The following is a 14,442-nucleotide window of genomic DNA, read 5'->3' as shown; positions in this document are numbered from 1 at the left end:
TGATTGCTGTAGTGAAGGTAGCTGGACTTCACGTTGGGGCGGGGGTGATGCTCGTGCCATGAATCCCTTGAAGGTGCTCCTGATCGGCGCCGGCGGCACGCTCGGCCGCGCGGTGCACACGGCCCTGCGCGAGCGCGGCCACGAGGTGGTCACCGCCTCCCGCAAGGACGCGGACGTCCACGTCGACATCACCGACCCCGAATCCGTCCGGGCGATGTACGAGGCGGTCGGGCCCGTCGACGCGGTGGCCTGCGCGGCCGGCTCCGTCCCGTGGCGCCCGCTGGGCGAGCTCACCACCGCCGACGTCCGGGCCGGCCTGGAGGGCAAGGCCGTCAGCCAGATCGAGCTGGTCCGCCAGGGCGCCGCCCGGCTGCCCGCGCACGCCTCGTTCACCCTGATCACCGGCATCCTGGCCCGCGAGCCGCTGCTCTCCGGCTCGGTCGCTTCCCTCGCCAACGGCGCGGTCGAGGCGTTCGTACGGGCCGCCGCGATCGAACTGCCGGGCCGTCAGCGCGTCAACGCCGTCAGCCCGACGGTGTTCACCGAGTCCCTCGGCGTCTACGGGGACACCTTCGCGGGATTCGATCCGGTACCGGTCGCCCGCGCGGCGAACGCCTACGTCAAGTCGGTCGAGGGGCACCGGACGGGGGAGATCTTCCGGGTGGAGTAGTGGCCGCGGGCGGGCGGAGGACGGGGCCCGGACCGGGCCGGGCCTTCGATCCGGCGGGTCCGTGTGCCGTGGACCACAGGGACCCGGGGGTTGGGGGCCCCGCGGGTCGGATAGCCTGACCGCGGATGTCTCTTCACGTCAAGATTCGTAAGGACAGGGAAGCGGCGTCCTCCCAGAACCTGGGGCCCAGCACATGGGGCAGGGACGCCCCACCGCCAGCTGTCTAACGGAGAAGGCCATGACCCGCACTCCCGTGAATGTCACCGTGACCGGCGCTGCCGGCCAGATCGGCTACGCGCTGCTCTTCCGCATCGCCTCCGGCCACCTGCTCGGCGCGGACGTGCCGGTCAAGCTCCGCCTGCTGGAGATCCCGCAGGGCATGAAGGCCGCCGAGGGCACCGCCATGGAGCTCGACGACTGCGCCTTCCCGCTGCTCAAGGGCATCGACATCTTCGACGACCCGAACAAGGGCTTCGAGGGCGCCAACGTCGCGCTGCTCGTGGGCGCCCGTCCGCGCACCGCGGGCATGGAGCGCGGTGACCTGCTCTCCGCCAACGGCGGCATCTTCAAGCCGCAGGGCGCCGCGATCAACGCGCACGCCGCGGACGACATCAAGGTCCTGGTCGTGGGCAACCCGGCCAACACCAACGCGCTCATCGCGCAGGCCGCCGCCCCGGACGTCCCGGCCGAGCGCTTCACCGCGATGACCCGCCTGGACCACAACCGCGCGATCTCGCAGCTCGCGAAGAAGACCGGCGCCGACGTCACCGACATCAAGCGCCTGACCATCTGGGGCAACCACTCGGCGACCCAGTACCCCGACGTCTTCCACGCGGAGATCGCCGGCAAGAACGCCGCCGAGGTCGTGAACGACGAGCTGTGGCTCGCCGACACCTTCATCCCGACCGTCGCCAAGCGCGGCGCCGCGATCATCGACGCCCGTGGCGCGTCCTCGGCCGCCTCGGCCGCCAACGCCGCCATCGACCACGTGCACACCTGGGTCAACGGCACCGCCGCGGGCGACTGGACCTCGATGGGCATCCCGTCGGACGGCTCCTACGGCGTCCCGGAGGGCATCATCTCCTCCTTCCCCGTCACCACCAAGGACGGCAAGTACGAGATCGTCCAGGGCCTGGACATCAACGAGTTCTCCCGTGCGCGCATCGACGCGTCCGTGGCGGAGCTCGTCGAGGAGCGCGACGCGGTCCGCGAACTCGGCCTCCTCTGAGCCACACCCCGCGGGACGGCCGGTCCGATCCTTTGATCTGATCGCCTGACCTGTACGAACGCCCTTGCGCCCCGGTCAAACCCGACCGGGGCGCTTTGGCGCGTTTTCGCCTGTCGGGTGCGTGTAGGCGGAAAATAAGGTCGGCCGGTGACCGATCACCTGATTCCCCCTCAGCCCGGTGGTGACGCCCGGGCGGACCGACAGGCCGGCCGTCCGCCCGTGGATCCCGCCGTCAGCGAGGCCGGCCGCCTGCTGTGCGCCGGCACCTACCTCGACGCGGTCTACCGCGACCGGGTGATCGACGAACTCTTCGTCCACGAGGAGCGCATCGCCGCTCCGTCCTACGGCTTCGACGCGGCCCGGGTCCTGGCCCACGCGCTCCGCGCCCGCCGCATCGAACTCGGCTGGGCCGCCGGCGTCCTCGGCGCCTGGTTCGTCGGCTCCCTGCTGACCGGCGGCCTGCTCACCCTGCTGCTGGTCCCCTTCGTGCTGCTGAGCCTCGCCCGCTGGCTCCGCGCCCGGGCCAACGTCCTGCTGCGCTTCCTGTCCGTGCTGGTCCGGATCTACGCCTGGTGGTCGCTGGCCGCGGTCCTGGCCGGCGTCTGGATCTTCCTGTACGGACCCCTGGGCGACTTCGCCTCCTTCTTCTTCCCCGGCGTCGGCGACCTCGTGAGCCCCGGCGCCCCCCACGGCTACTACGACAGCGGCTTCGACGGCTCCGCGAGCGGCTACCCGCACGACGACGGCGTGCCCGCCGCGGTGTGGCTGGCCCCCGTCGTCTTCGCCGCCGTCGTGGCCGTCGTGGGGCTCCAGCGCGGACACGCCGCCCGCATCGTCGCCACGGAGCTCTCCCCGGCCCGCTACGCCGACCGGCACGGCGACCCCGCCGAGGCCTCGCCGGGCGCCCGCTACGCCCGCGTCCGCGACCGGATCCGGGCCGAACAGCACGCCCCGCTCGTCATGTACGACATCAACGGCCCCTTCACCGGGGCCGGGGACGCCTTCCGGCCCTGGCAGCTGTCCGTCGAACTGCGCCCCCGGGAGGACCTCGGCACCGACCGCGCACCGCAGGCCGTCACCAACGCCCACATCGTCGGGCGCATCGTGCCGCTCCTGCACGCCCTGCGCGTGCCGTCCCCGCACGGATCCCCGCAGGCCGAGGCCGCCGTCCTGGACCGGCTGCGCGAACTGGTCGTCGACGAGTGCGTCTTCCTCCCGGCCGGCGGCCTGCCGCACCGGGACGCGGCCCCGCTGAGCCCGCAGCAGTTCGCCGAGCACCGGTCCGGCGCCATCGAGGAGGGCGGGGAGCGGCGCAGGCACTTCCTGCGCGTCCGGGTCGGCGGCTGGGACGAGAACCTCGTCGTGACCGTCTTCGTCCGGGTCCACACCCAGGGCCGCATGCTGATGCTGGAAGTGGCCCCGCACGTGCTGCTCCCCGTACGCACCGGGTTCCAGCGGGCCGACGCGGAGGCCCACCGGCTCCTGCACAACACCCGGTTCGGCAAGGCCGTCGCGGCGCTCGCCGCCACCCCCCGCTCCTTCACCGGCGCCCTCGCCACCCTCGGCCGGGGCCTCGCCAGCTGGTGGCGGATCGTCACCGGCGGCCACGGCGGGGCCCGCCCCGAAGGGCCCGGGCTGTCGGTGCGGGAGATCGCGGCGGAGGAGGACGGCTCCCTCTTCCACCTCATGGACCTGGACCGGTATCTGAAAACGATTCAGGACCGGGTGGTCAGCGGGGTTACCGTCGCTCTGCACGAAGCGGGCTGGCACACGGAGGAATTCGCGCAGCGCGCGGTCCACGTCGCCGAGGGCGGCGTGTTCATCCAGTCGGTGAACGGCAGCGCCTTCAGCGTCGGCGGCACCGGACACCACAACACCGCCGGTGGCGGCGGTGGGGGCGGAAAGGGGAGCAGCGGTGGCAAATGACGGTGAAGGGCCCTCGGTCCGGATCGGCGGGATCAGCGGCAGCGCCTTCAGCATCGGCGGCAGCGGGAACACCAACACCGTGCACCACGGCGGTACGGGAGCGGCGGCGCCCGGCGCCGCGGAGCTGCTGGAGGCCGTCCTCGAACTGCGCGCCGCGCTCGTGCGGCTGCCCCGGGGCGAGGAGCGCACCGGGCTGGACACCGAGCTGGACGAGGTCGCCGGGGAGCTGGAGGAGGCCGGGGAGGTCCGGCCCGGCATGGCCGCACGGCTGCGCGGGGCACTGACGCGCTGGGCTCCGCTGGTCGAGTCGGTGAGCGCGGCCACCGCGCTGGGCGAACTGCTCGTCTCGCTGGGAGGCTGACCGGTGTCCTCGCCCGACGGCGCCCCCGGCGCCCCCTGGTGGAACTCGCAGTCGCAGCGGTGGGAGTGGGGCGCGCAGCCGGGACCGGCCGCCGGCCCTGAGGCCGACGCGCCGGCCGAGGCCGAGCCCTCGACCCTGCCGGCCGCGCCGCCGCCCGGGTACGGGTTCTGGCCCGCGCCGCCGTCCTCGACCCTGCAGCCCCCGTCGCCGCTCCCTCCGTCGCCGCCCCTGCCGCCCCCGCCGCCCCCGCCGCTGCCTCCGTACGGGCCGGACGGCGGCAGCGGTGGCGGGGCCGGCGGCGGGGCCGGGCAGTGGCGGACCCCGCTGCTGGTGGGACTCGTGGCGGCCGTCGCGGGCGGTTCGGCCGTCGCGGCGTGGATGCTGCTGGGCGGGAAGGGCGAGCAGAGCGCCGCCCCCGGCCCGCCCGCCGCGAGCGCGCCCTCGCAGGAGCGGACGGAGCCCACGGGCCCCCGTAGCTCCCCGCCGGGCGCGAGCACGGGCGCGAGCGCCACGCCCTCCGGCTCGCCGTCCGCCGGAGCGGGGTACACGGTGGTGCGCAACGAGAGCGGCTTCTCGGTCGCCGTCCCCACCGGCTGGCAGCCCAGCCACGACGAGACCGGCAGCGGGTCCTTCTACCGCCCGCCCGGCGACCGCAGCGCCCTGCTCCAGATCTTCCGGGTCACCGAGGACTCCGCCACCGGCTCGTGCGAGCTGCTGCGGATGTCCTCGCAGCGCCTGGACGACGGCACCCCCGCCTACCGGCAGGTCTCCCTCGAACCGGTCGCGGGCGACGCCTGCGAACTGGTCTACGAGTACGACAGCGCCGAGTCCCACGGCCGCCGCCGCGGCATGGAGCGGATCGTCACCACCCCCGACGGCAAGCGGTGGGCCCTGCTCGCGGCCGGACCGGCCACGGACTCCCCGACGGTGCGCGCGCACCTGACGGCGGCCCTGGACTCCTTCCGGCCGGGCTGAGCCGGCCGGGGCGCAACGCGTGCGCCCCGGCCGCGGGACGGCCGGGGCGTGCGCGGGGTGCGGCTACTTGTACATGCCCACCGTGTAGTGGCCGGGGACGCTGCGGGTGGTGACGCCGATGCGGTTCCAGACGTTGATCGTCGCGATCACGGCGATCAGCTGGGCCAGTTCCGCCTCCTCGAAGTGCGCCGCGGCCTTCGCGTACACCTCGTCGGGGACGAACCCGTCCGTCAGGACGGTGACGGCCTCGGTCAGCTCGATCGCCGCCAGCTCCTTCTCCGTGTAGAAGTGCCGCGACTCCTCCCACGCGGAGAGCTGCACGATCCGCTCGACGGTCTCGCCCTGCGCGAGCGCGTCCTTGGTGTGCATGTCCAGGCAGAACGCGCAGTGGTTGATCTGCGAGGCACGGATCTTGACCAGCTCGACCAGGGTCTCGTCCAGACCCTTGACGGCGGCCATCTCCATGCCGAGGACGGCCTTGTAGAAGGCGGGTGCGTGCTTGGCGAGGTTCATGCGGGGGGTGTGCTCGGCGGCCGGTTCGGTGGTCTTCGTCTCGTTGGTCATGACACCACCGTACGGAGCGGGCGGCCCGCGGATATGGTCCATATCCATGACCGGATCTTGGGCCACTTTAGGGGCCGACCTCCATCTGGACCTGTCGGCCGCGGTACGCGGCGGACGCGGACTGCGGGCCGCGCTCACGGAGGAGCTGAGGGAGGCCGCACGCAGCGGGCGGCTCGCGCCGGGCACCCGGCTGCCGTCCTCCCGGTCCTTCGCCGCCGACCTCGGGATCGCCCGCAACACGGTCGCCGAGGCGTACGGGGAGCTCGTCGCCGAGGGCTGGCTGACCGCCCGCCAGGGCTCGGGCACCCGGGTCGCCGAACGGGCCCGGCCGCGCCGCCCCGCGGGCGCCGCGCGGGTCCGCCACCCCGCGCGCAGGGGGCCCTCGTACAGCCTGATCCCCGGCTCTCCCGACCTCGGCGGCTTCCCGCGGGCCGGCTGGCTGGCGGCCGCCCGGCGGGCCGTCACCGACGCCCCCAACGACGCCTTCGGCTACGGGCTCGACGTACGGGGCCGGGCGGAGCTGCGCGAGGCCCTCGCCGGATACCTGGCCAGGGCCCGCGGGGTGTACGCCGACCCGGACCGGATCGTGCTGTGCTCCGGGTTCTCGCACGGGCTGCGGCTGCTCGGCGCGGTGCTGCGGGCGCGCCGGGTGCGGGAGGTGGCGGTGGAGGGGTACAGCCTCGACATCCACCGCGACCTGCTGGCCGGGGCCGGGCTGCGGACCCGCCCGCTGTGGGTCGACGGGGCCGGGGCCCGCACCCCCGACCTGGCGGGTTTCGGCCCCCGCACCGGCGCGGTGCTGCTGACCCCGGCGCACCAGTTCCCCACCGGCGCGGCCCTCACCCCCGAGCGGCGGGCGGCGGCGGTGGACTGGGCGCGGACCAGCGGCGGGATCATCCTGGAGGACGACTACGACGGGGAGTTCCGCTACGACCGCCAGTCCGTCGGCGCCCTCCAGGGCCTGGACCCGGACCGGGTGGTCTACCTCGGCACCGCCAGCAAGTCCCTGGCGCCGGGGCTGCGGATGGGGTGGATGGTGGTACCGCCGGACCTGCTGGAGGAGGTGCTGGAGGCCAAGGGCCGGATCGACTGGAGTTCGAGCGCCCTCGACCAGCTCACCCTGGCGGAGTTCATCACCTCCGGTGCCTACGACCGCCACGTGCGCGGCATGCGGCTGCGCTACCGGCGCCGCCGGGACGCGCTGGTCGCGGCGGTGGCGGGGCGGGTCCCCGTCTCCGGGGTCGCCGCCGGGCTGCACGCCGTACTGGACCTCCCGCCGGGCACGGAGCGGGCCCTGCTGCGGTCGGCCGCCTGGCAGGACCTGGCGCTGGAGGGGCTGGGCACCTACCGCCACCCCGACTCGGCGATGCCCCCGCGCGAGGCCCTGGTCGTCGGCTACGGCACCCCGTCCGACAGCGCCTTCGCCCCCACCCTCGCGGCCCTGGTCGCCTCCCTCCCGTAGAGCCGCCGGGTCCGGGGCCCGGTCGCAGGGCGGGTTCCGGGCCGGCTAGGCCTTCGGCTCGCCGAAGCGGGACAGGGCGAGGGCGCCCGCCACCGCCACCGCGAAGCCGAGGACCGCGAGCCAGGTGTAGCCCTCGCGGGTGGTGTCGCCGAGCCAGGCCACGCCCACCACCGCCGGGCCGATCGTCTCGCCCAGGACCAGGCCGGCGGTCGCCGCCGTCACCGAGCCGCGCTGCAGGGCCGAGGTGAGCAGCAGGAAGCCCGCCGCGCCGCCCAGCAGCAGTGCGTACAGGGCCGGGTTGCGCAGCTCCTGCCACGAGAGGGAGTCGACGAGCCGGACGGACACCTCCACCACCCCGAAGCCGGTCCCCGCCGCCAGGCCCAGCACCAGCGCCCGCGAGCCGTCCGGCAGGCGGCCCGCCGCCGCGCCCACCAGCAACACCAGCCCCGCCACCCCCAGCAGCCCGAGCTTCAGCGCGAACGACCCGGTCTCGGAACCTTCCTCGCCGGACGCCAGCCCCAGCATCAGCAGCCCCGCGCACACCACCCCCACCGCACCCCACTCCAGCCCCGACAGCCGCACCCGCAGCAGCCGCGCCGAGACCACCGCCGTGACGGCGAGGCTGGAGGCCAGCGCCGCGCCCACCGCGTAGATCGGGATGTGCCGCAGCGCGACGATCTGGAGCACGAAGCCGACCGCGTCCAGGCCGAGCCCGGCCAGGTACCGCCACTGCCGAACGGCCCGCAGGAACAGCGCGGTGTCCACCCCCGAGCCCGTGCCCGGCTCCGCCGCCCGCGCCGCGACGGCCTGCAGCACCGACGCCGTACCGAAGCAGACGGCCGCACCCAGCGCGCAAAGCATCCCAATCAGCACGAACCGACTCTAGGCCCTGACCTGGGCCTCCACCCGTGACAAGGGTGTGACGACGGCCGGATTCCATCCCCCCGCGCCCCGATCTAGTCTGTCGGCCATGGACAGCAGCCCGACCGGCAGTACCGGCACCACCGGCAGTACCGAAAGCACCGGCACCCCAGGCCGCACCGTGGCGCGACGCCGCATGCGCTCCGGCGCCGTCGCCCTCGGCGGCATGGGCCTGCTCGCCGCCACCCTGGTGGCCTGCGGCAGCAGCGACGAGCCGGACAAGCGCTGCGCCTCCCGGTCCACCCTGGACCACCTGAACGCGAAGGAGTGCAAGAGCGGCGGCCGCGGCGCCTACTACTACGGCGGCAGCGTCAGCAAGGGCAAGGTGACCGGCGGCAGCTTCGACAAGTCGGCCGTCACCCGCGGCGGCATCGGCGGCGGCAGCCACTCCGGCTCCTCCGGCGGCTGAGCGCACCATGCGGCGGCACACCATCGAACCCCGTCCCGACTGGCAGAAGACCGTCGAGGCACAGGGCCTGATCTACCCCCTCACCCGCTACCCCGACGACTCCCTGCGCCCCTACTGGGACGAGAGCGCGTACTACTCCTTCTCCCTCCCGGAGGTCGAGGCGCTGGAGGAGGTCGTCGAGGAGCTGCACGCCATGTGCCTGGCCGCGGCGGCCCACATCGTCGAGCACGACCGCTTCGCGGACCTCGGCATCACCGATCCGAAGCTGGCCGGCCTGATCGCCGAGTCCTGGCACCGCCGCGCCGAACAGCCCTCCCTCTACGGCCGTTTCGACCTGCGCTACGACGGCGAGGGGCCGGCCAAGTTGCTGGAGTACAACGCCGACACCCCCACCTCCCTGGTGGAGGCGGCGAGCCCGCAGTGGTTCTGGATGGAGGAGCGCTTCCCCGGCGCCGACCAGTGGAACTCCCTCCACGAGCGGCTCGTCGAGGCCTGGCGCCGTCAGGCGGAGCTGCTGCCGCCCGGTCCGCTGCACTTCGCGCACTCCGAGACCGACGAGCTCGGCGAGGACCTGATGACGGTGGCCTACCTCCAGGAGACCGCCGGACAGGCCGGCCTGGAGACCCACGCCCTGTCGGTCGAACAGATCGGCTGGGACAGCCTCTCGGGCCGGTTCGTCGACGAGAAGCTCCGCTTCATCCGCGGCTGCTTCAAGCTCTACCCGTGGGAGTGGCTGGCCGAGGACACCTTCGGCCCGCAGGTCCTGGACACCTACGACCACGGGGGCGGCTCCGGCACCACCGCCTGGATCGAGCCCCTGTGGAAGATGCTGCTCGCGAACAAGGCGCTGCTGGCGGTCCTGTGGGAGCTCTTCCCGGAGCACCCCAACCTGCTGCCCGCCTACCTCGACGGCCCGCGCGAACTCGCCGGTCCCGGCTCGGCCGGCTACGCGGCCAAGCCCCTGCTGGGCCGCGAGGGCGCCGGGGTCACCCTCCACGGACCGGACGGGGAGGGCGGGCCCTTCGTCCCGGCCGAAGAGGAGACGTACGTCTTCCAGGCGCTGGCGCCGCTGCCCGACTTCGACGGCAACCGGGTCGTCCTCGGCGCCTGGGTGGTCGAGGAGGAGGCGGCGGGCCTGGGGATCAGGGAATCGGCGGGGCCGGTCACGGACGAGTACGCCCGCTTCCTGCCCCACGTCATCCTCTGAACGCGGACGGGTACGCGGACGGGGACTAGGCCAGGACCGAGCGCAGCCGGTCCAGGCCCCAGTCCAGGTCCTCCTTGCTGATCACCAGCGGCGGTGCGATCCGGATCGTCGACCCGTGGGTGTCCTTCACCAGCACCCCCAGCTCCATCAGCTTCTCGGAGATCTGCCGGCCCGTACCGCGGGAGGGCTCGATGTCCACCCCCGCCCACAGCCCGCGTCCGCGCACGGCGGTCACCGCACCCCCGCCGACCAGCAGGTTCAGCTCCCGGTGCAGGTGGTCGCCGAGTTCGGCGGCGCGCTGCTGGTACTCGCCCGAGCGCAGCATTGCGATCACCTCCAGGGCGACGGCGCAGGCCAGCGGGTTGCCGCCGAAGGTGGACCCGTGCTCGCCCGGCCGGAACACCCCGAGCACGTCCCGGTCGGCGACCACGGCGGAGACGGGGACCACCCCGCCGCCCAGCGCCTTGCCGAGGACGTAGACGTCGGGGACGACGCCCTCGTGCTCGCAGGCGAAGGTCTTCCCGGTGCGGCCCAGGCCCGACTGGATCTCGTCGGCCATGAAGAGCACGTTCCGCTCGCGCGTCAGCTCCCGTACGCCCGCCAGGTACCCGGCGGGCGGCACGAGCACCCCGGCCTCGCCCTGGATCGGCTCCAGCAGCACCGCCACGGTGTTCTCGGTGACGGCGTGGGAGAGCGCGGTGAGGTCCCCGTACGGGACGATCTCGAAGCCGGGCGTGTAGGGCCCGAAGTGGTCGCGCGCCTCGTGGTCCGTGGAGAAGGACACGATGGTGGTGGTGCGGCCGTGGAAGTTGTCGGCGGCCACCACGATCTTGGCGTGCCCGTCCGGTACGCCCTTGACCTCGTACCCCCACTTGCGGGCCGTCTTGACCGCCGTCTCCACCGCCTCCGCGCCCGTGTTCATGGGCAGCACCATCTCCTTGCCGCACAACTGCGCCAGCTCCGTGCAGAAGTCCGCGAAGCGGTCGTGGAAGAAGGCGCGGGAGGTGAGGGTGACCCGCTCCAGCTGGTCGCGGGCGGCGTCGATCAGACGGCGGTTGCCGTGGCCGAAGTTGAGCGCCGAGTACCCGGCGAGCATGTCGAGGTACCGGCGGCCCTCCACGTCCGTCATCCACGCGCCCTCCGCCGAGGCGACGACGACGGGCAGGGGGTGGTAGTTGTGCGCGCTGTGTTCGTCGGCGGAGCGGATGGCATCAGCAGTTCTCGACACGGGGTCTCCGATCGTCCGTCTGGCCGGTGACGTGGGTGGCGTCCTTTCTATCGTCGCTCGGATCGCGGACGGAGAAACCTTCTTTCCGGCGCGCCCGCTAAGGTGTCCGGTACGCACGGCGACTGGCGTACGGAGAACCAACTCCGGGGGAGTCGTGCGCGCACGACCGCACACAGGGCCGCTCGCCTGGGCCTCGCGGGGACGAGAGACGACATCGACCCCGGAGGAGCCGCCATGAGCGCGAACCACCGTCACCCCGCACTGCTCGCCACCGACCCCGAGCTGGCGTCCTTCGTCGCCGCCGAGGAGAGCCTCCAGGCGGAGACCCTGCGCCTGATCCCCAGTGAGAACTACGTCTCCGCCGCCGTGCTGGAGGCCTCCGGCACGGTGCTCCAGAACAAGTACAGCGAGGGCTACCCGGGCCGCCGCTACTACGAGGGCCAGCAGAACATCGACCGGGTCGAGGCCCTCGCCGTCGAGCGGGCCAAGGGCCTGTTCGGGGTGGACCACGCGAACGTCCAGCCGTACTCCGGGTCCCCGGCGAACCTCGCCGTCTACCTGGCCTTCGCGAAGCCCGGCGACACGGTGATGGGCATGGCCCTGCCGATGGGCGGGCACCTCACCCACGGCTGGGGGGTCTCGGCGACGGGCTCCTGGTTCCGCGGCGTCCAGTACGGCGTCCGCCCGGAGGACGGCCGGATCGACTACGACGCGGTGCGCGCGCTGGCCCTCGCCGAACGACCGAAGATCATCTTCTGTGGCGGCACGGCCCTGCCGCGGACCATCGACTTCGCGGCCTTCGCCTCGATCGCCGAGGAGGCGGGCTCGGTCCTCGTCGCGGACGTGGCCCACATCGCGGGCCTGATCGCGGGCGGCGCCCACCCGTCCCCGGTCGGGCACGTGGACGTGGTCTCCACGACCACCCACAAGACCCTGCGCGGTCCGCGCGGCGCGATGCTGATGTGCCGGGAGGAGCACGCGAAGGCCATCGACAAGGCGGTCTTCCCGGGCCTCCAGGGCGGCCCCCACAACCAGACGACCGCGGGCATCGCGGTCGCCCTGCACGAGGCCGCGCAGCCCGCGTTCACGGCGTACGCCCACGCGGTCGTCGCCAACGCGAAGGCGCTGGCCGCCGCACTGCTGGAGCGGGGCTTCGACCTCGTCTCGGGCGGCACCGACAACCACCTGATCCTGATGGACCTCACCTCACGGGGGGTGGCGGGCAAGGTCGCGGCGAAGGCCCTGGACCGGGCCGGGATCGTCGTGAACTACAACACCGTGCCGTTCGACCCGCGCAAGCCGTTCGACCCGTCGGGCATCCGGATCGGCACCCCCTCGCTGACCTCCCGCGGCCTGACCGCGGAGCACATGCCCGTCGTCGCCGACTGGATCTCGCGGGCGGTGGACGCCGCCGCCAAGGGCGACGAGCCGGCCCTCGCCGCGGTCCGCCGCGAGGTCGCGGACCTGATGGCCGCCTTCCCGGCGCCCGGACTCCCGCTGTAGGCGCCGCGCCGCCGCCGGGGACCGCCCCGGCGGCGGCAGCGGTCCGCCCCCCCGAATCGGTCGCTCGGCCGGGGCGGGATCCGGCCGCCCCGCTACCGCCCGGTACGTGGGCAGGGGCCGGGCGGGACCGGGGGAGCGGATCCGGGCCCGCCCGCACGGCGCCACGACGGAGGCAGGGTTCAGGCCAGCACGGGGCCGGAGCGCGCCCTCGCACCTGAGAGAATGGGGCCATGGCTTCTGATCGTCCTCGCGCGCTCTCCGGCATCCAGCCCACCTCCGGCTCGTTCCACCTCGGGAACTACCTCGGAGCCATCCGCCAGTACGTCGCCCTGCAGGAGACGCACGACGCCTTCTACATGGTGGTCGACCTGCACGCGATCACCATGCCGCAGGATCCGAAGGACCTGCGGGCGAACACCCGCCTCTCCGCGGCGCAGCTCCTCGCGGCCGGCCTGGACCCGGAGCGCTGCACGCTCTTCATCCAGAGCCACGTGCCGGAGCACGCCCAGCTGGGCTGGGTCATGAACTGCATCACCGGTTTCGGCGAGGCCAGCCGGATGACCCAGTTCAAGGACAAGTCCGCCAAGTCGGGTGCCAACAACGCCACCGTCGGCCTGTTCACGTACCCGATCCTCCAGGTCGCCGACATCCTCCTCTACCAGGCCGACTCCGTCCCGGTCGGTGAGGACCAGCGCCAGCACATCGAGCTGACCCGCGACCTCGCGGAGCGCTTCAACCAGCGCTTCGGCGACACCTTCACGCTCCCCGCGGCGCACATCGTCAAGGAGGTCGCGAAGATCTACGACCTCCAGGACCCGGCGATCAAGATGTCGAAGTCCGCGTCCTCGCCCAAGGGCCTGATCAACCTCCTCGACGAGCCGAAGGTCACCGAGAAGAAGATCAAGAGCGCGGTCACCGACACCGAGGCCGTGATCCGTTTCGACACGGAGAACAAGCCCGGCGTCAGCAACCTGCTCACGATCTACTCCACCCTCACGGGCGAGAGCATCCCCGCCCTGGAAGCCGCGTACGAGGGCAAGGGTTACGGAGCGCTCAAGACGGACCTCGCGGGCGTGATGGTCGATTTCGTCACACCCTTCAAGCAGCGGACCCAGGAGTACCTGGACGACCCGGAGACCCTGGACTCCTTGCTGGCCAAGGGCGCGGAGAAGGCCCGCGCGGTCGCCGCCGAGACGCTGGCGCAGACCTACGACCGCCTCGGCTTCCTGCCCGCGAAGCACTGACGGACCGACGCCCCTGGCGGTAGGGGGGGTGCTGGCGCCACACTGAGGCGGCAGCATCCCGCACACAGACGGAGGAGACATACGTGGGGACCGTAACGCTCGGCGTTTCGATCGCGGTCCCGGAGCCGTACGGCAGCCAGCTCCAGGGGCTGCGCGCCGGCTTCGGGGACGCCGCCGCGCACGGCATCCCCACGCACGTCACCCTCGTACCGCCCACCGAGGTGGAGGCGGACCGGCTGCCCGGGATCCGCGCCCACCTGGCCGAGGTCGCCGGGGCCTTCCGGTCCTTCCCGATGCGACTGGAAGGGACGGGAACCTTCCGTCCCCTCTCGCCGGTCGTCTACGTACGGCTCGTCGAGGGCGCCCCGGACTGCACCCGGCTCCAGGGCCGGGTGCGCGACCCCGAGGGCCCGGTCAACCGGGAGCTGGCCTTCCCCTACCACCCGCACGTCACGGTCGCCCACGGGATCTCCGAGGAGGCGATGGACCGGGCGTACGCCGAGCTCGCGGACTACGCCGCCGACTGGCTGTGCGAGGGCTTCGCGCTCTACGAGCAGGGCTCGGACGGGGTCTGGCGCAAGCTGCGCGAGTACCCCTTCGGCACCGGCCCGGCCCCCGTCCCCGCACAGTCGGCGCCCGCCGCCGACACCGCCGCCGGCGCGGCCGCGCGCCACTCCTGACGCAGCGGCCGCAGGGCCCGCAGGACGCGGAAACGGAGCCCGCGCAGGACCAGGGCATGGATCG

14 protein-coding genes and 1 riboswitch are annotated in these 14,442 nt (G+C 73.4%); of the genes, 11 read left to right on the top strand and 3 right to left on the bottom strand.

Going from position 1 to position 14,442, the window contains the following annotated elements; all coding sequences use genetic code 11:
• The first annotated feature begins 67 nt into the window (after positions 1-67).
• From SLAV_RS15195 to SLAV_RS15175, 5 genes are all read left to right on the top strand, one after another.
• Positions 68-670 (top strand): short chain dehydrogenase, encoded by a 603-nt coding sequence (locus tag SLAV_RS15195; protein WP_030230919.1) that lies wholly within the window; start codon positions 68-70, stop codon positions 668-670.
• Between the two features lie 238 nt (positions 671-908).
• Positions 909-1,898, top strand: coding sequence for a malate dehydrogenase (locus tag SLAV_RS15190; protein ID WP_030230922.1), 990 nt, complete (start codon positions 909-911; stop codon positions 1,896-1,898).
• A gap of 147 nt (positions 1,899-2,045) precedes the next feature.
• The gene (locus SLAV_RS15185; RefSeq protein WP_199922173.1) at positions 2,046-3,824 is read left to right on the top strand and encodes an AbeC-like domain-containing protein; all 1,779 of its coding nucleotides are present in this window, start codon (positions 2,046-2,048) and stop codon (positions 3,822-3,824) included.
• Positions 3,814-4,185, top strand: a complete 372-nt coding sequence (locus SLAV_RS15180; RefSeq protein WP_037687456.1) for a hypothetical protein — start codon at positions 3,814-3,816, stop codon at positions 4,183-4,185. Before SLAV_RS15185 ends, SLAV_RS15180 begins: the two co-directional genes overlap by 11 nt.
• 3 nt (positions 4,186-4,188) lie before the next feature.
• Positions 4,189-5,160: a serine/threonine kinase C-terminal domain-containing protein gene (locus SLAV_RS15175; protein WP_030230942.1), complete on the top strand. Its 972-nt coding sequence runs from the start codon at positions 4,189-4,191 to the stop codon at positions 5,158-5,160.
• A gap of 63 nt (positions 5,161-5,223) precedes the next feature.
• On the opposite strand, the gene SLAV_RS15170 is transcribed toward SLAV_RS15175, so the two are convergent.
• Complete coding sequence (locus SLAV_RS15170) at positions 5,224-5,724, bottom strand: carboxymuconolactone decarboxylase family protein (RefSeq protein ID WP_030230945.1); 501 nt, start codon at positions 5,722-5,724, stop codon at positions 5,224-5,226.
• A 46-nt stretch (positions 5,725-5,770) separates the two neighbouring features.
• Here SLAV_RS15170 and pdxR point away from each other — a divergent pair, with 46 nt between their 5' ends.
• A complete protein-coding gene (pdxR, locus tag SLAV_RS15165; RefSeq protein WP_030230948.1) occupies positions 5,771-7,186 on the top strand; it encodes a MocR-like pyridoxine biosynthesis transcription factor PdxR in 1,416 nt (471 codons plus the stop codon).
• A 45-nt stretch (positions 7,187-7,231) separates the two neighbouring features.
• Here the strand turns inward: pdxR and SLAV_RS15160 are convergent, their stop codons facing one another.
• On the bottom strand, positions 7,232-8,047 hold the full coding sequence (locus SLAV_RS15160; RefSeq protein WP_030230951.1) for a DMT family transporter: 816 nt from the start codon (positions 8,045-8,047) through the stop codon (positions 7,232-7,234).
• 196 nt (positions 8,048-8,243) lie between these two features.
• Between SLAV_RS15160 and SLAV_RS15155 the strand changes: the two genes are divergently transcribed.
• On the top strand, positions 8,244-8,516 hold the full coding sequence (locus tag SLAV_RS15155; RefSeq protein ID WP_285526224.1) for a hypothetical protein: 273 nt from the start codon (positions 8,244-8,246) through the stop codon (positions 8,514-8,516).
• A 7-nt stretch (positions 8,517-8,523) separates the two neighbouring features.
• Positions 8,524-9,723, top strand: a complete 1,200-nt coding sequence (locus SLAV_RS15150; RefSeq protein WP_030230955.1) for a glutathionylspermidine synthase family protein — start codon at positions 8,524-8,526, stop codon at positions 9,721-9,723.
• 25 nt (positions 9,724-9,748) lie between these two features.
• Here the strand turns inward: SLAV_RS15150 and rocD are convergent, their stop codons facing one another.
• Complete coding sequence (rocD, locus tag SLAV_RS15145; protein WP_030230959.1) at positions 9,749-10,951, bottom strand: ornithine--oxo-acid transaminase; 1,203 nt, start codon at positions 10,949-10,951, stop codon at positions 9,749-9,751.
• 108 nt (positions 10,952-11,059) lie between these two features.
• A riboswitch (ZMP/ZTP riboswitch) is annotated at positions 11,060-11,150 on the top strand.
• Between the two features lie 35 nt (positions 11,151-11,185).
• Between rocD and SLAV_RS15140 the strand changes: the two genes are divergently transcribed.
• From SLAV_RS15140 to SLAV_RS15130, 3 genes are all read left to right on the top strand, one after another.
• Positions 11,186-12,454 (top strand): serine hydroxymethyltransferase, encoded by a 1,269-nt coding sequence (locus SLAV_RS15140; RefSeq protein WP_030230962.1) that lies wholly within the window; start codon positions 11,186-11,188, stop codon positions 12,452-12,454.
• A gap of 230 nt (positions 12,455-12,684) precedes the next feature.
• On the top strand, positions 12,685-13,698 hold the full coding sequence (gene trpS, locus SLAV_RS15135) for a tryptophan--tRNA ligase (protein WP_030230965.1): 1,014 nt from the start codon (positions 12,685-12,687) through the stop codon (positions 13,696-13,698).
• Positions 13,699-13,781: 83 nt separating this feature from the next.
• On the top strand, positions 13,782-14,378 hold the full coding sequence (locus SLAV_RS15130; protein WP_030230968.1) for a 2'-5' RNA ligase family protein: 597 nt from the start codon (positions 13,782-13,784) through the stop codon (positions 14,376-14,378).
• Positions 14,379-14,442 lie beyond the last annotated feature (64 nt).

It is taken from the genome of Streptomyces lavendulae subsp. lavendulae, from assembly GCF_002803845.1.
Classification (GTDB): Bacteria; Actinomycetota; Actinomycetes; order Streptomycetales; family Streptomycetaceae; genus Streptomyces; species Streptomyces lavendulae.
The sequence above is the reverse complement of the archived record's forward strand: the minus strand, read 5'-3'. Positions and strand labels throughout refer to the sequence as shown.